This window comes from Pseudomonas sp. S36 (assembly GCF_016647875.1).
In the GTDB taxonomy this organism is placed as follows: domain Bacteria; phylum Pseudomonadota; class Gammaproteobacteria; order Pseudomonadales; family Pseudomonadaceae; genus Aquipseudomonas; species Aquipseudomonas parafulva.
Genome location: NZ_JACVVG010000011.1, coordinates 56,730 through 75,955, shown reverse-complemented (window position 1 = coordinate 75,955; position 19,226 = coordinate 56,730). Strand labels below are relative to the sequence as shown.

The following is a 19,226-nucleotide window of genomic DNA, read 5'->3' as shown; positions in this document are numbered from 1 at the left end:
GTTGCCAGTCATGGAGATGTTTGATGAGCGACTGCCATCTGATCTGTGCCAACCGTCTGGATGACGGTGCTGTGGTGTGGCTGGATGCACAGTATGAATGGGTCGAAAGCGTGTGCCTGGCTGCTGCTTTCAGCCCTGATGCGCTGCCTGCCGCCAATGAGGCTGCACAGGCCTGGGTACGCGACAACCATGTGGTTGGCCCGCTGCCTTGTGCGGCATCGCTGGTAGACGGCGTGCCTGTACCCCATAGCCTGCGCGAGCGGCTGCGGGCACAGGGGCCCTCTATCCGCACCGACCTGGGTAAACAGGCGCAGGCAGCACGCCCAAGCGGGGGCGCCTTGAGTGAACGGCCGCTCGTGCCGATGGCGGCCGGCAAGGCAGGGGTCTACCAGTACGACCCGTTCGAGCGCGACTTCCTCAAGGCGCGCGCGCAGCAGTTTGGTCAGCAGGTGGCCAGGCGCCTCAGTGGCGAGCTGGACGAGGAGGCGTTCAAAGTCTATCGGCTGATGAACGGCCTGTACCTGCAATTGCACGGGTACATGCTGCGGGTAGCGATCCCGTACGGCACCCTGAGTGCGGTGCAACTGCGCCAGCTGGCCTACGTGGCGCGCACCTACGACAAAGGTTACGGTCACCTCACCACGCGCCAGAACATCCAGTTCAACTGGCCGCACCTGGCCGACACACCCGAAATACTGTCGGTGCTGGCCGACGCCGATCTGCACTGTATCCAGACCAGCGGCAACTGCATTCGGAACGTGACCACCGACCACTTTGCCGGCGCTGCCGCCGACGAGGTGATCGACCCGCGGGTGCACGCCGAGATTCTGCGCCAGTGGTCCACCGACCACCCGGAATTCACCTACCTGCCCCGCAAGTTCAAGATCGCCATGACCGGCAGCCCTAAAGACCGCGCTGCGGTGCGCTTTCATGACATCGGCATCCTTGCGCAGCGCAATGCCCTGGGCGAGGTGGGTTTCGAGGTATACGCCGGGGGTGGCCTGGGGCGTACGCCAATCGTCGGCACGCGAGTACGCCAATGGTTGCCCGAGCGCGACCTGTTGCGTTACGTCGAGGCGATCCTGCGGGTGTACAACGCCCTGGGGCGGCGCGACAACCTGTACAAGGCGCGTATCAAGATACTGGTACGTGAACTCAAGCCCGGCCGTTTCATCGAGATGATCGAGCATGAGTTCTGCAGCCTGCCGAGTGACCGCCAGTACCTGGAACCCGAGATCGTCCAGGCCATCCATGCGCGTTTCGTGCAACCGGCCTTCGAGTCGCTGCCCGGGCTGTGCGATGAGTATTTGGCTGCACGCGCCGAAGACCCGGCATTCGCTGCCTGGGTGCGCACCAATACCCACCCGCACAAACAGCCTGGCTATATCAGCGCGGTGGTTTCCCTGAAGCCGCCAGGGGGCATTCCAGGCGACGTCAGCGCCGAGGAAATGCTGCAGGTGGCTGACCTCGCCGAAGCTTACTCGCTGAACGAGATTCGCGTGTCCCACGAGCAGAACCTGGTGCTGCCGCACATCCGCCAGCGCGACCTGTATGCGGTGTGGCAAGCACTGCGCGCGGCGGGCCTGGCAACGGCCAACGTGGGCTTGTTGTCTGACTCCATCGCCTGGCCGGGCATGGATTACTGCAGCCTTGCCACCGCCCGCTCGGTGCCGGTTGCGCAGCGCATCGCCCAGCGCTTCGATGGCCCCCGCCAGCGTGAAATCGGTGAGTTGAAGCTCAACGTCTCCGGTTGTATCAACGCCTGCGCTCACCACCATGTAGCGCATATCGGCATCCTGGGCCTGGACAAGGCAGGCCATGAAAATTACCAGATCACCCTGGGCGGCAGCGCCGAGGAAGACGCGGCGGTGGGCACCATCCTCGGGCGCTCCGTGCCTTATGAGCAAGTGCCCGAGGTGATCGAAGCACTCATTGATATCTACCTGGCCCTGCGCCAGGCGGATGAGCGCTTCCTCGACACCTATCGGCGGGTGGGTATAGCGCCGTTCAAGGAGGTGCTGCGTGATGCTCATTGATCGACACGGCCTGCCGCAGCACGACCCGTGGCATTACCTGGCCTGCGACGAGACGCCTTCCTTCTCCCCCAGCACCGTGGTGCACCCGCCGCAATGGAACGACTACCACATGCGCTTCGGCCTGCCGGCCCAGGGCCTGTGGCTGGCCGGCGACCAGGCGCTTGAGGAGGTGCAGGCGGTGCTCGGGCAATTGACCCTGATCGTGGTGGAGTTTGCCAAATCCCGTGATGGCCGTGGGTTCACCCTGGCGCGCCTGTTGCGCGAACGCCACGGTTTCACCGGCGACCTGCGAGCGGCCGGGCCGTTGTTGCCCGACCAGTTCGCGATGCTCATGCAGTGCGGTTTCAGCAGCTTGCTGGTTTCGCCTGCCATTCCCGTGGTGCGTTGGCAGGAAGCCGCAGTCGCCATTCAACACGCCCGACCGAGGACCCTGCTCGAGCGCCTTTCCCAACGTAATGAGGTATAAGCCGTGTCTGGCCTGACAGCGCTTGAACTGGCCCGCATACAGTTCGGTTTCACCGTGACGTTTCATATCGTCTTCCCGGCAATCACCATCGGCCTGGCGGCATTTCTGGCCATGCTGGAAGGGTTGTGGTTGTGGAAAAAAGACGACGCCTACCTAGACCTCTACCACTTCTGGTCGAAAATCTTCGCCGTCAACTTCGCCATGGGCGTGGTGTCCGGGCTGGTGATGGCCTATCAGTTTGGTACCAACTGGAGTTTCTATTCGCAGTTCGCGGGCAGCATCACCGGCCCGTTGCTCACCTACGAGGTGCTCACCGCCTTCTTCCTGGAGGCCGGCTTCCTCGGTGTGATGCTGTTCGGCTGGCACAAGGTCGGGCGCGGTCTGCATTTTTTCGCCACGGTGATGGTCGCAGTCGGCACGATGATTTCAGCCACCTGGATTCTTGCCTCCAATAGCTGGATGCAGACGCCCCAGGGGCACGAGGTGGTCAACGGTGTAGTAATCCCGGTGGACTGGCTCGCGATCATCTTCAACCCGTCCTTCCCCTATCGCCTGGCGCACATGGTCACCGCCGCCATGTTGTCGACAGCACTGTTCGTCGGCGCTTCGGGCGCATGGCACCTGCTCAAGGGCAACAAGACCCCGGCAGTGAAACGCATGTTCTCGATGGCGTTGTGGATGCTGCTGTTCACTGCGCCGTTGCAGGTGCTGATCGGTGACGTGCATGGCCTGAATACGCTCAAGCACCAGCCGGCAAAGATCGCTGCTGTCGAGGGCCACTGGGCCAACGTACCGGGTGAAGGGGTACCGCTGATTCTCTTCGGGCTGCCGGACATGGGCGCGGAAACCACCCGCTTCAAGGTCGAGATCCCGCGGTTGGCGAGCCTGATCTTGACCCACTCGCTGGATGGGCAGATAGCCGGCCTGACAGACTTCCCGCGTGAAGACCGGCCCAACGCCACCGTGCTGTTCTGGAGCTTCCGGGTGATGGTCGGGCTTGGCCTGCTGATGGTGCTGCTTGGCGGTTGGGGCGCCTGGGTGCGCTGGCGCGGCCGCTTGTACCAGTCGCCGATGCTGGCACGCTTCGCCCTGTGGATGGGGCCGTCAGGCCTGATCGCCTTGCTGGCGGGTTGGTATGTGACCGAAATCGGCCGCCAGCCTTGGGTGGTGTATGGGCTGATGCGCACCAAGGACGCGGTTTCCGAGCATTCGGCAATGACCCTCAGCATCGGCCTGGTTGTGCTGGTGGTGATGTACCTGGGCATCTTCGGCACGGGCATCGGCTACATGCTGCGCCTGGTGCGCAAAGGGCCACAGCCACATGAGCCGCACCCGGTGGACATCGCTGACAACCAGCGCCCGGCCCGCCCGCTGTCGGCAGTGGACGAGTCGCTCTATTGCGCCCCCAACACCACACATTGACTGACGGGAGACGTTGTCATGGGTATTGATCTTCCGCTGATCTGGTTTCTGATCATCGGCTTTGGGATGATGATGTATGTCATCACCGACGGCTTCGACCTGGGGATTGGCATTCTTTTTCCCTTCATCCGTGACCGTGAACACCGCGACACCATGGTCAACACCGTGGCGCCGGTGTGGGATGGCAACGAGACCTGGCTGGTGCTGGGCGGGGCCGGCTTGATGGCGGCCTTTCCGAAGGTCTACGCGATCCTGCTGAGCGCGCTGTACCTGCCGGCGCTGGGCCTGCTGGCCGGGCTTATCTGGCGGGGCGTGTCGTTCGAGTTCCGCTTCAAGGCCGACGAGGCGCACAAGCCATTCTGGGACCGCGCATTCATGTCCGGCTCGTTCGCCGCAGCGTTCTTCCAGGGCGTGATTCTGGGGGCGTTCATCGAAGGCCATCAGATCGTCGATGGCGCCGCTACCAATGGCGTCATGAGCTGGCTGACGTTGTTCAACGTGTTCTGCGGGTTGGGCGTGGTCGTGGCCTACGCGCTGCTGGGGGCCACCTGGCTAGTGTACAAGACGGAAGGGCCCCTGCAGGCCAGCATCATCCGCGCCGGCACGCCAATCACCCTGGCCACGGTGGCGACAATGCTGGTGGTCAGCATCTGGACGCCGATGACCCACCCGGCCATCTTCGAGCGCTGGTTCAGCCTGCCGAACTTCTGGTTCTTCCTGCCGGTACCACTACTGGTGCTATTGGCCACCTGGGCGATTTTGCGCTCGCTGCGCGGCGAGCCGCACGCCGGGCCGTTCGTATGGTCGCTGGTGCTGGTGTTCCTCGGTTACACCGGGCTGGTCATCAGCATCTGGCCTTACGTACTACCGCCCAGCCTGACCCTCTGGGATGCCGCAGGCCCTCCAGAGAGCCTGGGCTTCGCCTTGGTGGGGGCGCTGTTCATCATCCCGTTCATCCTCGGTTACTCGGCGTGGTCGTATTACGTATTTCGCGGCAAGGTCAAGGTGGGCGAGGGCTATCACTGATGAGAAAGCCCAACCCCCAATCCTCGCCAGGTACGTTCAACAGGCTTCTGTGGATGGTGGGCATCTGGGGCGTCAGCGTTGCCGCGCTTGGCGTCCTGGCCATGGCTGTACGCCTGGCCATGTCGCTGGCCGGCATGAAGCCTTGATGGCCACGCCTCATTAGGCGTTCTGGTAAAAGCTGGCCACCGGCAGTGGCCAGCTTCCCTTTACAGGCCCTGCCAGCCCAAAGGCAATGCCGCGGTCAATGGTTAACGGCTTAGCAGGCAAGGCAGGCAATAAAACTCATGCGATCAGTGGCACACCACTGAGCGCCTGTAATGCATCGAACGAGAGGTCTGCGCAGATTTCCACGACTTTCAGCCCTTCAGGCGTTACGTCCAGTACAGCCAGGTCCGTGTAGATGCGGCTCACGCAGCCAATACCCGTCAGCGGGTAAGTGCACGCGGGCACCAGCTTGCTTTCGCCAGTCTTGGTCAGGTGGTCCATCATCACGAACACCTGGCGGGCGCCGGTGGCCAGGTCCATCGCGCCGCCCACGGCCGGGATCGAGCCTTCGGCGCCTGTGTGCCAGTTGGCCAGGTCGCCCTTGACCGAGACCTGAAACGCCCCCAGCACGGCGATGTCCAGGTGGCCGCCACGCATCATCGAGAACGAGTCGGCATGGTGGAAGTAGGCGCCACCGGTAAGCAGCGTCACGTGCTGTTTGCCGGCGTTTATCAGGTCGTCATCTTCCTCGCCAGGTGCCGGGCTTGGTCCCATCCCCAGCAGGCCATTTTCGCTGTGCAGAAACACTTCTTTGTCGCCCAGGTAGTTTGCTACCAGGGTGGGCGCGCCGATGCCCAGGTTCACATAGGCGCCTTCCTGGATATCTGCGGCCACGCGTTGGGCCATTTCGGCACGGGAGAGCTTTTTGTTGATGGTCATGGCAGGCCTCAGGATACGTGAGCGATTGGAGCGGTGGTGGCGTCAGGGACGGCAACCACGCGCTGGACGAAAATACCCGGGGTGATGATATGTTCCGGGTCCAGCTCGCCCAGCTCGACGATCTGGTCAACCTGAACGATCGCGGTCTTGGCGGCCATGGCCATGATTGGCCCGAAGTTGCGTGCGGCCTTGCGGTAGGTCAGGTTGCCCCAGCGGTCCCCTCTGTGCGCCTTGATCAAGGCGAAGTCCGCGTGCAGCGGCATTTCCAGAACGTACTGGCGGCCATCGATTTCACGGGTTTCCTTGCCCTCGGCAAGCAGGGTGCCGTAGCCCGTCGGTGAAAAGAAGGCGCCAATACCTGACCCCGCGGCGCGAATGCGTTCAGCCAGGTTACCTTGGGGCACCACTTCCAGTTCGATCTCGCCGGCGCGGTACAGGGCGTCGAACACGTAGGAATCTGACTGGCGCGGGAACGAGCAGATGATCTTGCGCACGCAGCCGGCCTTGAGCAAGGCGGCCAGGCCGGTGTCACCGTTACCCGCGTTGTTGCTGATGATGGTCAGCTCACGAGGCCGCAGGGCGATCAGCCCGTCGATGAGTGCAGAGGGCATACCTGCGTTGCCGAAACCACCGATCAGGAGGGTTGATCCGTCGGTAATGCCTGCCAAGGCGCTGGCGATGGACGAATGCGTTTTGTCGATCAAAGCGGGACTCCCCGTGAGTTCAGATGAAAGTTTCGGCACGAGGGATGGTAATAATCCGAATAGCGCCTGAAACGGATTGCAAGTTCCGGACAGTTTGACTTAACCCGGAAACGCCGCCGAGAGGCGTGGGCTACTTGTGGGCGATTAACGAACCGTTGTTCAGCAGCCCACTGTAGCTTGGCGGTCATGTACCCGTGTCGCTGACCGCGGTGAGTTTCTGGGCATCCAGGCTGCCGAGGCTGGTTTGTAACTGCCGCAGGAACCAAGTCAGGGCTGTGGATTGGGCGCTACGCGAGTGCCAGTGCAAGGACACTTCGAAACTCGGTACGTCGAACGGCAGTTCGAGGGTCTTGAGCTTTCTGGGTAACGGCATTTCGCAAAAGCTTTCGGCAATCTGGCTGGGCAGAATGCCCAGCAGGTCGCTGCCAGGAATCAACCGTGGAAGCACTGAAAAGTGGGGCAGCCGCAGTTTTATCCGGCGCTCCACGCCCAGCCGTTTCAGCGCATCTTCGGCCATGCCATGGCCAGAGGTGCGGGTAACCAGCACGTGGGGTTCGGCGAGGAACTGTTGCATGTTGATGGCATCCCCAATGCGGGGGTGAGCCGCGTCGAGCAGGCAGACATAGCGCTCCTTCATCAGCACGCGAGAAACCACACCGTTGTCACTGAGCTTCTGGCTGCAGATAGCGGCATCGATATGACCGTCGTTGAGCCAGGTGCCAACCTTGTCAATTTCCAGGGGCACGACTTCCAGCTCGATGTTCGGCGCTGCTCGGCCAAGGCAATCCATCAGCCGAGGTAACAGTGCCATCTCGCCCAGGTCCGATAATGCCAGGCGGAATTGTCGCTGTGAGTGGCTGGGGTCGAACTTGCGTGCCTCGCCCACCGCCGAGTCGATTGCCCGGGAAGCTTCCTTGAAGCTGCCGTAGAGCTGGGTGGCCAGCCGGGTGGGTTGCATGCCCTGGCGGTTGCGCACGAACAAAGCGTCATCGAACTGCTCCCTGAGCTTGGCCAAGGCGTAGCTCACCGACGGCTGGGTAACGAACAGCCTTTGCGCCGTGGTGGTCACGCTGCGGGTTTCGTACAGGGTGATGAAAGTGGTGATGAGGTTGAGGTCGAAGCTGGCCATGGTCGTGGTTGTCCGTGCACGGGTGGCGGATGAGGGGCGAGCGCGTAGCTGGCACACTCACTAACATAGGCGGTATTTATACAGCATCACTAAAACATTTATTTGATCGATCTATATGCCGTTCATAGAGTGGAAGCTTCAAGACATACGCGGACCCTAGCCTCATGCAAACCATTCACTCCGCCGCCTACACGCTGCTTCGGCGCCATGGCATGACTACCCTCTTCGGCAACCCAGGCTCGAACGAACTGCCATTCCTCAAGTCGTTCCCCGAGGACTTCCAGTATGTGCTGGGCCTGCACGAAGGCGCGGTGGTGGGCATGGCCGACGGCTATGCACTGGCCAGCGGCAAGCCGGCCTTCGTCAACCTGCATGCTGCCGCGGGTACCGGCAATGGCATGGGCGCGCTGACCAACTCCTGGTATTCGCACAGCCCGCTGGTGATCACCGCTGGCCAGCAAGTGCGGCCAATGATCGGGGTGGAAGCCATGCTGGCCAACGTCGACGCGGTGCAATTGCCCAAGCCGCTGGTCAAGTGGAGCTACGAGCCCGCCAACGCCCAGGACGTGCCCCGCGCGCTGAGCCAGGCCATCCACTACGCCAACACCACACCGAAAGCGCCGGTGTACCTGTCCATCCCGTACGACGATTGGGATGCACCTTGCGCACCGGGTGTGGAGCACCTGTTCGAGCGCCAGGTGCAGGTTGCCAGCACGCCCGATGCTGCGCAGTTGCAAGCGTTGATCGGGCAGCTGAACCAGGCCCGTAACCCAGTGCTGGTGCTGGGGCCGGAGGTAGATGCCACGCAGAGCAACGCGGCGGCAGTTGCCCTGGCCGACAAGCTGCACCTGCCGGTGTGGATAGCGCCGTCGGCCTCGCGCTGCCCGTTCCCCACCCGCCACCCCAGTTTTCGGGGCGTACTGCCGGCGGCCATCGCCGGCATCAGCAAGACCCTCGACGGCCACGACCTGATCGTGGTGGTTGGCGCCCCGGTGTTCCGCTATCACCAATTTGCCCCGGGTGACTATCTGCCTGCCGGTGCTCGGCTGCTGCACATCACCTCCGACCCGCAGGAAGCCGCCCGTGCGCCGATGGGTGATGCATTGATTGGTGACATTGCCGTCACCCTGCAGGCGCTGGCGGGCGGCGTGGCGCAGCAGTCGCGCAGCTACCCTGAGGCACTGCCCGTGCCGCCCCCGGTGGCTGACGAGCCTCGCCACCTGCGCCCCGAAACCCTCTTCGATGTGCTGGATGCCGTAGCCCCGCACGACGCCATCTACGTCAAGGAATCCACCTCGACCACCAGCGCCTTCTGGCAGCGCATGAACCTGCGGCACCCGGGCAGTTATTACTTCCCTGCCGCCGGCGGCCTGGGCTTCGGCCTGCCCGCGGCGGTGGGCGTGCAGTTGGCGCAACCGCAGCGCCGGGTAGTCGCACTGATCGGTGATGGCTCTGCCAACTACGGCATCACCGCCCTGTGGACCGCTGCCCAGTACCGCGTGCCGGTGGTGTTCATCATCCTCAAGAACGGCACCTACGGTGCCTTGCGCTGGTTCGCCGGGGTGCTCAAGGCCGAAGACGCGCCTGGCCTGGACGTGCCTGGCCTGGATTTCTGCGCAATTGCCAAGGGCTATGGCGTGAAGGCGGTGCACACCGACACCCGCGCCAGTTTCGAAGCCGCTTTGCGCGCAGCGCTGGATGCCAACGAACCGACCCTCATCGAGGTACCGACCGTCACCATCGAACCTCACTGATCGGCAGCGGGGGCCATCGAAGCCCCCTGCACCCACTTACATAACAACAAGAAGACATCGCCATGACCCAAAAACGTGCGCTGGACGTCGCAGGGGCCGCGCCCCTCGGCAAACTTCATTACACACTGCTGTTCTGGTGCTCTTTCATCATGCTGTTCGACGGCTACGACCTGGTCATCTACGGCTCGGTGGTACCACGGCTGATGGAGGCGTGGGCGCTAACGCCCGTCATCGCCGGCTGGATGGGCAGCGCGGCGCTGTTCGGCATGATGTTCGGTGCTGTGGTGGTCGGCCCGCTGGCGGACCGGCTTGGCCGGCGCAAGGTGATCATCTGCTCCATGGGCCTTGCCAGCCTGTGCGCGCTGATGACGGCGTTCACCTGGGACGCGCCGAGTTTTGCCCTGGCCCGCTTCGTCACCGGCGTAGGCCTGGGCGGCGCGATTCCCAACATCGTTGCCCTGATGAACGACTTGGCGCCCACCGCCCGGCGCAGTTCGCTCACTACCATCATGCTCAGCTTCTATTCGATCGGCGCGATGATCTCTGCGCTGGTGGCCATGCTGATCATCCCGCGCTACGGCTGGGAAGCAACCTTCATCATCGGTGGGCTGCCACTGCTGTGCCTGCCTTGGCTGGCGCGGCAATTGCCCGAGTCGCTGCACTACCTGCTGGAGAAGGACCCGGCTGGCGCAAGCCGTTTGCTCACCCGCATTGACCCACAGGTGAACAGCAGCCAGGTCAGTTTCGAAGCGCCGGTCAGAACATCGGCTGCCGCGCCGCTCTCGCGCTTGTTCGCCGAAGGCCGGGGTGTTGGCACTGTGTTCCTGTGGCTGGGCTTTGGCATGTGCATGCTGATGGTCTACGGCCTCAACACCTGGCTGCCGAAAATAATGGTCGCCGGGGGCTTCGAGCTGGGCTCGAGCCTGATGTTCCTGGTCACCCTCAACATCGGCGCCACCATCGGTGCGCTGGGCGGTGGCTGGTTGGCTGACCGCTGGGGCTGCAAGCCAACATTGATACTGTTCTTCCTGCTTGCCGTGGTGTCGCTGTGCAGCCTGGGGGTCAAGCCCGGCCCGGTGCTGCTGAACATCATGTTGCTGATTGCCGGCGCTACCACCATCGGCACCCTGGCGGTCATGCACGCCTTCGCCGCCCAGCAGTACCCCAGCGAGATTCGCGCCACCGGGGTCAGCTGGTGCTCGGCAATCGGCCGCTTCGGCGGCGTTGCCGGGCCGACCCTGGGCGGGGTGATGATGAGCATGAACCTGCCATTGCAGCTCAACTTCATCCTGTGCGCCGTGCCTGGGGCGGTGGCGATCTTCGCCATTGCGATGATTCGCAAGCGCCGCGCTGCCGTGCCGGCTGCACCGGGCCGGGCGCTGCAGGCGCGTTCCTGACCTGACCCGGTAAATTGTGCCGTTTCAACAACGTGAGTTCCCCTTGGGTTTTTTCCTGTGTCGATTCATCTATCCGAAGGAGCAGCGATGAAAATTGCGATTGTGGGTGCAGGGGCAATGGGCGGGTTGTTCGGTGCGCGCCTGGCGTTGGCAGGGCAGGCTGTGTCACTCGTCGAAGCCTCCGACCACGCCATCGAGGTCATTTCTCGCCAGGGGCTGCGGCTGGAAACGCCGGATGTGCAAACCACCGTGCAGATCCCGATCAGCCGTGCTGCGCAGTTGTCAGGGCATTTCGACTTGCTGGTGATCTTCACCAAAGGCTTTCACACCGCCGCAGCCATCGACTCGGTGCGCCACCTGGTAGGCCCCGACACCTGGGCCTTGTCGGTGCAGAACGGGTTAGGCAATGCCGAGATCATTGCCGGCGTGGTACCTGCCGAACGGGTGATCGTGGGCATGACCAATCTGCCGGCAGACCTGGTGGCGCCAGGTGTGGTGCACAGTCATGGGGAAGGGCACATCAACCTCTGGGCTGGTAGTGGCAAGGACGCGCAGCGCGTGCATGAGGTGGCGGCCGTGTTCAGCCGGGCCGGGTTGCCCTGTGAAGCCGACCCGCAGGTGCAGGTGGCCATATGGGAAAAGGTGGCGTTCAACGCGGCGCTCAACTCGGTGTGCGCCGTCACTCGCCAGACTGTCGGCGCGGTGGGCAGCACCGAGCAGGGCCGACAGGTGCTTGGCGATATCCTGGATGAAACGGTGGCGGTCGCCAAGGCTGCCGGTATCGCTGTCGATGGCCAGAGGGTGCGCGCGTCGGTGGACTACGCGGTGCGCAATCACCAACAGCACAAGCCGTCGATGCTGCAAGACCTGGAAGCCGGGCGCAAAACCGAGATCGATTTCATCAATGGCGCCGTGGTAGCTCACGGCAAGCGGGTGAGCGTAGCCACGCCGGTACTGCAGGCGCTGTACAACCTGGTCAAAGCCAGCGAAGGCTAGGCCTCGCGCCGTTGCAGGCGGAACGCCTTGGGCGTCAGCCCGGTGGCACGCTTGAAGAAGCGCGAGAAATACGCCTGCTCGGCAAAGCCCAGGCTGTCGGCGACCTGGCCGATGGTCATGGAGGTGTACACCAGGTTGCGCTTGGCCTCCAGTACCACCCGCTGGTTCACCTGCTGTAACGCCGATTGCCCGGTCAGTTGCCGGCACAGGGCGTTGAGGTGAGCGACGCTGACGCCGATCTGCCGGGCGTAGTGCTCGATCTGCTGGTGCTCGCGAAAGTGCCGCTCGATCAACTGCGTCAGGTGGTCCAGGTGCTGCTGGCCGCGCTCCCTGGGTTTGGCGATGTGCTGCACGCGTTCGCGTGAGCGGCGCGACAGCCACACCAGCAGCGCGCAGATCACGGACTGCAGCATCAGGTCGCGCTCCGGGCGCTGCTGGAGGTATTCCTCGGTCAGTTGGCCAAACAGGTCATCGAGGTAGCGGCGGTCGTCACCTGCCCAGTAGCACTCGGCCTGAGCCATGGGTTTGCCTTCGAGCAACGGCGTGAAGCGCTCCAACACCGGTTTGGCCAGGCTGATCACATAGCCCTGTATATCTTCGGAAAAGCGAAAACCATGAATGCTCATCACCGGTACCACCTGCAAGGCGCCGCCGCTGATCTGCTGCTCAACGCCTTCGACCAGCACGTGGGCCTGCCCGGCCTGTACATACAGCAACTGGGCAAGGTCGCCATGGCGGTGGGTCTTGATTTCCCAGTCGTGCAGGCGGCTGCGTTCGGGGATGGATTCGCAGTGGATCAGGTCCGGGGTTGGCCAGGACGTCTCGCCATACAGCTTGAATACGGGAACACCCTTGGCAGCCAACATACGCAATCCTCGGTAATCCTCGAAAAGTCCAACAAATAAAGCAGAAATTGCCTTCTTCTGGGAGCTTTATCTGCGAAAAATACAGAACGACAAATCGTAACCCAGAGCCTGTCGGCTCATGAGGATAAAAACAATGAAGACTCAAATTGCCATTATTGGTGCCGGTCCGTCCGGGCTGCTGCTGGGCCAGCTGCTGCACAAGGCGGGTATCGACAACATCATCATCGAGCGCCAAAGCCCCGACTACGTGCTTGGCCGCATCCGTGCCGGCGTGCTGGAGCAGGGCATGGTCGACCTGCTGCGTGAAGCCGGTGTCGGCGAACGCATGGACCGCGAAGGGCTGGTGCACGACGGCTTCGAACTGGCGTTCGACAACCGCGTCGAACACATCAACCTGCGCGAGTTGACGGGCGGCAAGACCGTCATGATCTACGGCCAGACCGAGGTCACCCGCGACCTGATGGAAGCGCGCAGTGCCAGCGGTGCTCCCACCTACTACGATGCGGCCGACGTGCAGTTGCACGAACTCAAGGGCCAGAAACCCTATGTCACCTTTGTTCAGGATGGCCAGCCGGTCCGTATCGAGTGTGACCTGATCGCTGGCTGTGACGGTTACCACGGCGTTTCGCGCAAATCGATCCCTGACGGTGTGCTCAAGGAATTCGAGCGGGTGTACCCGTTCGGCTGGCTGGGCGTACTGGCCGATACGCCTCCGGTGAATGACGAACTGATCTACGCCAGCCACGAGCGCGGCTTTGCCTTGTGCAGCATGCGTTCGCCAACCCGCACCCGCTACTACGTGCAGGTCGCCAGCGAAGAAAAAGTCGAGGACTGGTCCGACCAGCGCTTCTGGGACGAGCTGAAAAGCCGCTTGCCCAAGTCGGTCGCCGACAAGCTGATCACGGGCCCGTCCATCGAAAAGAGCATCGCGCCGCTGCGCAGCTTCGTGGTCGAACCTATGCAATACGGGCACCTGTTCCTGGTGGGCGATGCCGCGCACATCGTGCCGCCCACCGGTGCCAAAGGGCTGAACCTGGCTGCCAGCGACGTCAGCACGCTGTACCACATCTTGCTCAAGTACTACCGCGAAGGGCGCCAGGACCTGCTTGAACGCTACTCGCAGATCTGCCTGCGCCGGGTCTGGAAGGCTGAGCGTTTCTCTTGGTGGATGACCTCGATGCTGCACCAGTTCCCCGGCACCGACGCCTTCAGCCAGCGCATGCAACAAACTGAACTGGACTACTACGTAGGCTCTGAGGCTGGGCGCAAGTCCATCGCCGAGAACTACGTCGGCTTGCCTTACGAGCCGGTGGAGTGACACCCCTGGCGGTGCGATCGACGACTTATCAGACGATGAGCGCAATTCTTATAAGAGGTAACTCATGACTCACCTTGCCACGCAATTCCCTGTCTTCTCCCAGCAGTTCATTGCCGGCCAATGGCGCGACGGCCGCGATGGCAGTCTGCTGCACGTGACCAACCCGTTCGATGGCAGCCAACTGGCACAGATCGTCCAGGCGGACCGCGATGACCTTGACGAGGCCTACCGCAAGGCCGCTGAAGCGCAGGTGAAATGGGCCGCCACCGGCCCGGCCGAACGTGCTGCCGTGATGCACCGAGCGGTGCAACTGTTCGATGAGCACCGCGAAGCGATCATCGACTGGATCATCCGCGAGTCTGGCAGTACCCGCATCAAGGCGCAGATCGAGTGGGGCGCAGCCCGGGGTATCACCCTGGAGTCGGCGTCGTTCCCGGCGCGCGTGCACGGCCGCCTGCTGCCCTCCAACGTGCCGGGCAAGGAAAACCGCGTGTACCGCGAGGCGCTGGGCGTGGTGGGCGTGATCAGCCCGTGGAACTTCCCGCTGCACTTGTCGCAACGTTCCGTGGCACCCGCCCTGGCGCTGGGCAACGCAGTGGTGATCAAACCGGCCAGCGATACGCCGGTGACCGGTGGGTTGCTGCTGGCCAGCCTCTACGAGGCTGCCGGCCTGCCCGCGGGACTGCTCAGTGTGGTGGTAGGCGCCGGGTCCAAGATCGGTAACGCCTTCGTCGAACATGAGGTGCCCAAGTTCATCTCGTTCACGGGCTCCACCCCGGTGGGCCTGAACATCGGCCGCCTGGCCTCCGGTGGCCAGCACCTCAAGCACGTGGCCCTTGAGCTGGGTGGCAACAGCCCGTTCGTGGTGCTGGCCGATGCCGACCTGGAGCAGGCGGTGAATGCAGCAGTGATGGGCAAGTTTCTGCACCAGGGGCAGATTTGTATGGCGATCAACCGCATCATCGTCGAAGACGCCCTGCACGATGCCTTCGTCGAGCGTTATGCCGAGCGCGTCAAGGCGCTGAAAGTGGGCAACCCGCATGACGCCGATACGGTGGTCGGGCCCATCATCAACGCCAAGCAGCTGCAAGGCCTGCTGGAGAAGGTGGCGCGTGCCAAGGAGGAGGGTGCCCGCGTGGTGGTGGAAGGTGACGTACAGGGCCAGTTACTGCCGCCCCACGTATTTGCCGACGTTACCAAGGACATGGAAATCGCCCGCGAAGAGATCTTTGGCCCGCTGGTGGGCATTCAGCGTGCCCGTGACGAAGCTCACGCCCTGGCGTTGGCCAACGACAGCGAGTTCGGCCTGTCCAGCGCTGTGTTCAGCGGTGACCTTGAGCGTGCCGTGCGTTTCGCCCGCCAGGTCAAGGCAGGCATGACCCACGTCAACGACATCCCGGTCAATGACGAGGCTCATGCGCCGTTCGGCGGTGAAAAAAACTCAGGCCTCGGGCGCTTCAACGGCGACTGGGCCATCGAGGAATTCACCACCGATCACTGGGTCAGCGTGCAAGGCAGCCCGCGCCGCTACCCCTTCTGATGCTGACGGAGAATGCTCATGCTCAACGGTAAAAAGCTGGTCATTACCGGGGTCGCCTCCGGCATCGGCGAACAAACTGCGCAACTGGCACGCGCCCAGGGCGCCTACGTCATTGGCGTGGACATCAACCGGCCCAAGGTCGAGGTCGACCAGTTCATCCAGGCCGACCTGTCGTCACAGGCCTCCATCGACAGCCTGCTCGGCCAACTGCCGGACGGCATCGATGGCCTTGCCAACATCGCGGGGTTGCCACCCACGCTCAATGCCGAGCTGGTGCTCAAGGTCAACCTGGTGGGCCTGAAGTACCTGACCCTCGGCCTGGTACCGCAACTGGCCGACAATGCCGCCATCGTCAACCTGGCATCGCTGGCCGGTGTTGGCTGGCCGCAGTCGGTCGCAGCCATCCGCGACAGCGAGCACCTGAGCTTTTCCGGTACCGCGGCCTTCTGCACCCGCCATGACATCGTGGGAGCGCGTAGCTACTTCTTCTCCAAGGAAGCACTGATTGCCTGGACCCTGCGGCACCGCTGGACCTGGCGCGAACGTGGTATCCGCATGAATGCGGTAAGCCCGGGCCCGGTGGACACGCCGATTCTCAAGGACTTCATCGAAACCCTGGGCGCCCGCGCCGAAGAAGACATGAAGACCATGGACCGGCCTGGCCGTGCCAGCGACATTGCCCCGGTGGTGGCCTTTCTGCTCAGCGACGGTTCGCGCTGGATGCGCGGCACCAATGTGGCGGTAGACGGGGGGATGCATTCGCATATTCTGGCCAGCAGCAACGGCCTCTGAGTGCAATAAGCGGCGTCTCCCCAACTTAGTAGGCGCGAGCAAGGCTCGCGATGGGCTGCCATGCAGCCCCCTGCCAACGTCCAGATATGGCCATCTGCTACTTTCTGCCCCTACTCCTGCACGTCTGCCAATTGCCGCGGTCCAAACGCATACCAGACTCACATCTGCACACGTACCGCTCAAGATGCTGTAGGAGGCCACATGCCCGCGCTCATATTCCCCCAGCCCTTCGAAGCGATCGGTTGTAAACAATGCCGAGAACTGGCCGACCTGGGTTTTGGCATCACCATGGCGTTCCAGCCCATCGTCCACCAGCCCACTGGCAAGCCTTACGCCTACGAGGCACTGGTAAGGGGGTTGGCAGGGGAGGGCGCGGCAGAAATCCTGGCCAAGGTCACACCTGACAACCTCTACCGTTTCGACCAGGCCTGCCGTGTCAAAGCCATCGAAAAGGCCGCCGAGCTGGGGCTCAACCGTGTGGAGGCGTGCAAGCTCAGCATCAACTTTTTGCCCAATGCGGTTTACCGCCCCAGTACCTGTATCAGGGCAACGCTGGAGGCCTCACGGCAGTTCGACTTCCCGGCCGAGCGGCTGATCTTCGAGGTGACCGAGGGTGAGCGGGTAGAAGATACCGAGCACCTGAAGTCGATTTTTCGCGAATACGGCCGGCAAGGCTTCACCACCGCCATCGACGATTTTGGCTCAGGCTACTCGGGGCTGAACCTGCTGGCAGAGTTCCAGCCCGACCTGTTGAAACTGGACATGGCCCTCACCCGCAACCTGTGCCGCGACCCGGTTCGCCAGGCCATCATCGCCGGCATCGTGTTAGTGGCACAGCGGCTGGGTATTACCTTGATAGCGGAGGGCGTCGAAACCCAGGCTGAATGTGAGGCGCTGGCCTCGCTTGGCATCGAACTGATGCAGGGTTACTACTTTGCCCGGCCTGCCATCGACAGCTTGCCGCTGGTCGAACGCCTGCGCAGCTGAACAGCGGCTTACTCAGCCCACTCCGGGTCGCCGGTAAACACCACCGTCAGCCAGCGGTTCGGGCCTTCGCCGCCTAGCGCCTCGCCCACTTCGTTGCGCCAGGCGTCCCATTCCTCGATGGTTTTCGCCGCCATGCCAGCGGGCACGATGAAGTACAGCTCGATTTCCCGGGAGCGGCCCACCTTGGCGACGTAGGCACGGTACGACTGCAGCCCGTGACGGGTAACGAAGGCTTGGGCAACTGCGTCCACATGCAGCTTGAGGTCCCCGGGCGTGACCAGGAAGATCTCTGAAAATGCCTGACGGATGACCGACATGGGCAGGGGTACGATCACCAGGCACACCAGCGCCAGAACTGCCGGGTCGATGTAAGGCGATACCCACTCCAGCGACGTACCCTGCACCGCATAGCCAAAGCAGAATGCGATGAGCAAGGCGGCCGTGATACTGGCCGACATCACCCAGCCTTTCACATCCATGGCCACGAAGTCCGAGCGCAACTGGCGGTTGGCGCGGGCTTCCACCACGGCAATGGTCACGCAGGCGATCACCGTGAGCACCGCGTACACCATGGCAATGCCAAACTCCAGGTGGCGGCCGCCTTGCAGCAGGCTGCTGATGGCATTGATCAGCGCGTAGATGGCCACGCCGCTGAGCAGGATGCCGTTGAGCGCCAACACCATGGGTTCCAGGTGCCAGAAGCCCATGGTGAAGCGCTCGCGCAGCTTACGTGACATCTGCAGGCTGGTGGCATGCGAGGTGATCAGCCTGACCACCATCAGTGACAGCCCACTCATGCTGGCGTCGACCAGCGAATACACACCATCGAACACGATGGAGAACGACCCGGACGCCAGGCCGAAGGCGATGCCGATGGTGGCGATGAACAGGGTCACAGCGATGGAGGTCCGTAACAGGCCCTGTTCGCTGGTGATGTCGAAGAAAGTGGATCTGCTTGGGTTTTGCATAATCAGTGTGCTCAGTAAAAACGTCGGTGCTGCGTTGCTTGCAAGGCCCCCTTTGCGAGGGCGCCGCCATGCCTGTGGGAGCGGGTTCACCCGCGAAGCAGGTACATTGGCCCACAGGTTAGACGCGGAACTGTTCCATCAGCGCCTGTTGCTGGTTGGCAAGCTGGTTCAGCGACTGGCTGATGCGGGCTGACTCATCGGCCTGGCCGGCCAGCGACTCGGTCACATCGCGGATGCTGGCCACGTTGCGGTTCACCTCTTCGGCCACCGCGCTCTGCTCTTCTGCCGCCGACGCGATCTGCAGGTTCATGTCGCTGATCACTGCCACCGCCTCACCAATACGCTGCAGGGCCGGTAACGCTCGCTCCATGCGCGCAGCGCTTTCCTGTGCCTGCTGCTGGCCGCCCTGCATGGCCCCCACGACGTCATGGGTGCCTTGCTGCAAGCCTTCGATCACCTGGCGAATTTCATCGACCGACACCTGAGTGCGCTGGGCCAGCCCGCGCACTTCATCGGCTACCACCGCAAACCCACGGCCGGCCTCGCCCGCGCGGGCCGCTTCAATGGCAGCGTTGAGGGCCAGCAGGTTGGTCTGCTCGGCGATCGTGCGAATAACCTCCAGCACCGAGCCGATCTGCGCACCGCGGTTTTCCAGTTCATGCGCTTCGGCCATGGCGGCGTTCATGCCGTCGGCCAGGCGGTCGATGCCCTGGCGGGTGCTGTCGATCAACTGCAACCCATCACGGCTCGCCTGGTCTGCAGCCCGCGCCGCCTCGGCCGCCTGCGACGCGTTGTGGGCCACGTCCATCGCGGTGGCGCTCATTTCGTTGGCTGCCGTGGCGACCTGCTCGATTTCCCGGTGCTGTTGCTGCATGCCATTGCTGGTCTGGGTGGCAATGGC

18 protein-coding genes are annotated in these 19,226 nt (G+C 63.0%); 12 read left to right on the top strand and 6 right to left on the bottom strand.

Annotation, left to right across the window (positions count from 1 at the left end):
* The first annotated feature begins 23 nt into the window (after positions 1-23).
* Genes IAE36_RS08815 through IAE36_RS08795 form a run of 5 tightly spaced genes read left to right on the top strand, consistent with a single transcriptional unit; the run spans position 24 to position 5,096 of the window.
* Positions 24-2,036, top strand: coding sequence for a DUF2849 domain-containing protein (locus IAE36_RS08815; protein ID WP_201211905.1), 2,013 nt, complete (start codon positions 24-26; stop codon positions 2,034-2,036).
* Entirely contained in the window at positions 2,026-2,502 is a 477-nt protein-coding gene (locus IAE36_RS08810; RefSeq protein ID WP_201211903.1) for a DUF934 domain-containing protein, read from the top strand. The genes IAE36_RS08815 and IAE36_RS08810 overlap by 11 nt, the downstream gene beginning before the upstream one ends.
* Before the next feature lie 3 nt (positions 2,503-2,505).
* Positions 2,506-3,924 carry a cytochrome ubiquinol oxidase subunit I gene (locus tag IAE36_RS08805; protein WP_201211901.1) on the top strand — a complete coding sequence of 473 codons (1,419 nt, stop codon included), beginning with the start codon at positions 2,506-2,508 and terminating at the stop codon, positions 3,922-3,924.
* A gap of 18 nt (positions 3,925-3,942) precedes the next feature.
* Positions 3,943-4,950 carry a cytochrome d ubiquinol oxidase subunit II gene (gene cydB, locus IAE36_RS08800; protein WP_201211899.1) on the top strand — a complete coding sequence of 336 codons (1,008 nt, stop codon included), beginning with the start codon at positions 3,943-3,945 and terminating at the stop codon, positions 4,948-4,950.
* Complete coding sequence (locus tag IAE36_RS08795; protein ID WP_080667881.1) at positions 4,950-5,096, top strand: DUF2474 domain-containing protein; 147 nt, start codon at positions 4,950-4,952, stop codon at positions 5,094-5,096. Before cydB ends, IAE36_RS08795 begins: the two co-directional genes overlap by 1 nt.
* A 136-nt stretch (positions 5,097-5,232) precedes the next feature.
* Here the strand turns inward: IAE36_RS08795 and IAE36_RS08790 are convergent, their stop codons facing one another.
* From IAE36_RS08790 to IAE36_RS08780, 3 genes are all read right to left on the bottom strand, one after another.
* Positions 5,233-5,874: a 3-oxoacid CoA-transferase subunit B gene (locus tag IAE36_RS08790; protein WP_201211897.1), complete on the bottom strand. Its 642-nt coding sequence runs from the start codon at positions 5,872-5,874 to the stop codon at positions 5,233-5,235.
* An 8-nt stretch (positions 5,875-5,882) separates the two neighbouring features.
* The gene (locus tag IAE36_RS08785; protein WP_060482079.1) at positions 5,883-6,578 is read right to left on the bottom strand and encodes a 3-oxoacid CoA-transferase subunit A; all 696 of its coding nucleotides are present in this window, start codon (positions 6,576-6,578) and stop codon (positions 5,883-5,885) included.
* 184 nt (positions 6,579-6,762) lie between these two features.
* Complete coding sequence (locus IAE36_RS08780; RefSeq protein ID WP_201211895.1) at positions 6,763-7,707, bottom strand: LysR family transcriptional regulator; 945 nt, start codon at positions 7,705-7,707, stop codon at positions 6,763-6,765.
* A 164-nt stretch (positions 7,708-7,871) separates the two neighbouring features.
* On the opposite strand from IAE36_RS08780, the gene mdlC reads away from it, so the two are divergent.
* The 3 genes from mdlC (at position 7,872) to IAE36_RS08765 (ending at position 11,854) form a co-directional block, all read left to right on the top strand.
* Positions 7,872-9,461, top strand: a complete 1,590-nt coding sequence (gene mdlC, locus IAE36_RS08775; protein WP_201211893.1) for a benzoylformate decarboxylase — start codon at positions 7,872-7,874, stop codon at positions 9,459-9,461.
* Between the two features lie 62 nt (positions 9,462-9,523).
* Positions 9,524-10,858 carry an MFS transporter gene (locus IAE36_RS08770; RefSeq protein WP_201211891.1) on the top strand — a complete coding sequence of 445 codons (1,335 nt, stop codon included), beginning with the start codon at positions 9,524-9,526 and terminating at the stop codon, positions 10,856-10,858.
* 87 nt (positions 10,859-10,945) lie between these two features.
* The gene (locus tag IAE36_RS08765) at positions 10,946-11,854 is read left to right on the top strand and encodes a ketopantoate reductase family protein (RefSeq protein WP_201211890.1); all 909 of its coding nucleotides are present in this window, start codon (positions 10,946-10,948) and stop codon (positions 11,852-11,854) included.
* Here IAE36_RS08765 and IAE36_RS08760 read toward each other — a convergent pair.
* A complete protein-coding gene (locus tag IAE36_RS08760; RefSeq protein WP_033728130.1) occupies positions 11,851-12,720 on the bottom strand; it encodes a helix-turn-helix domain-containing protein in 870 nt (289 codons plus the stop codon). The two genes, IAE36_RS08765 and IAE36_RS08760, sit on opposite strands and share 4 nt — an antisense overlap.
* Before the next feature lie 133 nt (positions 12,721-12,853).
* Between IAE36_RS08760 and pobA the strand changes: the two genes are divergently transcribed.
* The 4 genes from pobA to IAE36_RS08740 all read left to right on the top strand — a co-directional run bounded on the left by pobA (position 12,854) and on the right by IAE36_RS08740 (position 17,357).
* The gene (gene pobA / locus IAE36_RS08755; RefSeq protein ID WP_201211888.1) at positions 12,854-14,038 is read left to right on the top strand and encodes a 4-hydroxybenzoate 3-monooxygenase; all 1,185 of its coding nucleotides are present in this window, start codon (positions 12,854-12,856) and stop codon (positions 14,036-14,038) included.
* A 64-nt stretch (positions 14,039-14,102) separates the two neighbouring features.
* Positions 14,103-15,578 (top strand): aldehyde dehydrogenase family protein, encoded by a 1,476-nt coding sequence (locus IAE36_RS08750; RefSeq protein WP_201211886.1) that lies wholly within the window; start codon positions 14,103-14,105, stop codon positions 15,576-15,578.
* Positions 15,579-15,596: 18 nt separating this feature from the next.
* Positions 15,597-16,370 carry a coniferyl-alcohol dehydrogenase gene (locus tag IAE36_RS08745; RefSeq protein WP_201211883.1) on the top strand — a complete coding sequence of 258 codons (774 nt, stop codon included), beginning with the start codon at positions 15,597-15,599 and terminating at the stop codon, positions 16,368-16,370.
* Positions 16,371-16,571: 201 nt separating this feature from the next.
* Positions 16,572-17,357 (top strand): EAL domain-containing protein, encoded by a 786-nt coding sequence (locus tag IAE36_RS08740; protein ID WP_201211881.1) that lies wholly within the window; start codon positions 16,572-16,574, stop codon positions 17,355-17,357.
* A gap of 8 nt (positions 17,358-17,365) precedes the next feature.
* On the opposite strand, the gene IAE36_RS08735 is transcribed toward IAE36_RS08740, so the two are convergent.
* Complete coding sequence (locus IAE36_RS08735; RefSeq protein ID WP_201211879.1) at positions 17,366-18,325, bottom strand: cation diffusion facilitator family transporter; 960 nt, start codon at positions 18,323-18,325, stop codon at positions 17,366-17,368.
* Positions 18,326-18,443: 118 nt separating this feature from the next.
* Complete coding sequence (locus tag IAE36_RS24030) at positions 18,444-19,199, bottom strand: methyl-accepting chemotaxis protein (RefSeq protein ID WP_442967445.1); 756 nt, start codon at positions 19,197-19,199, stop codon at positions 18,444-18,446.
* Between the last annotated feature and the right edge of the window lie 27 nt (positions 19,200-19,226).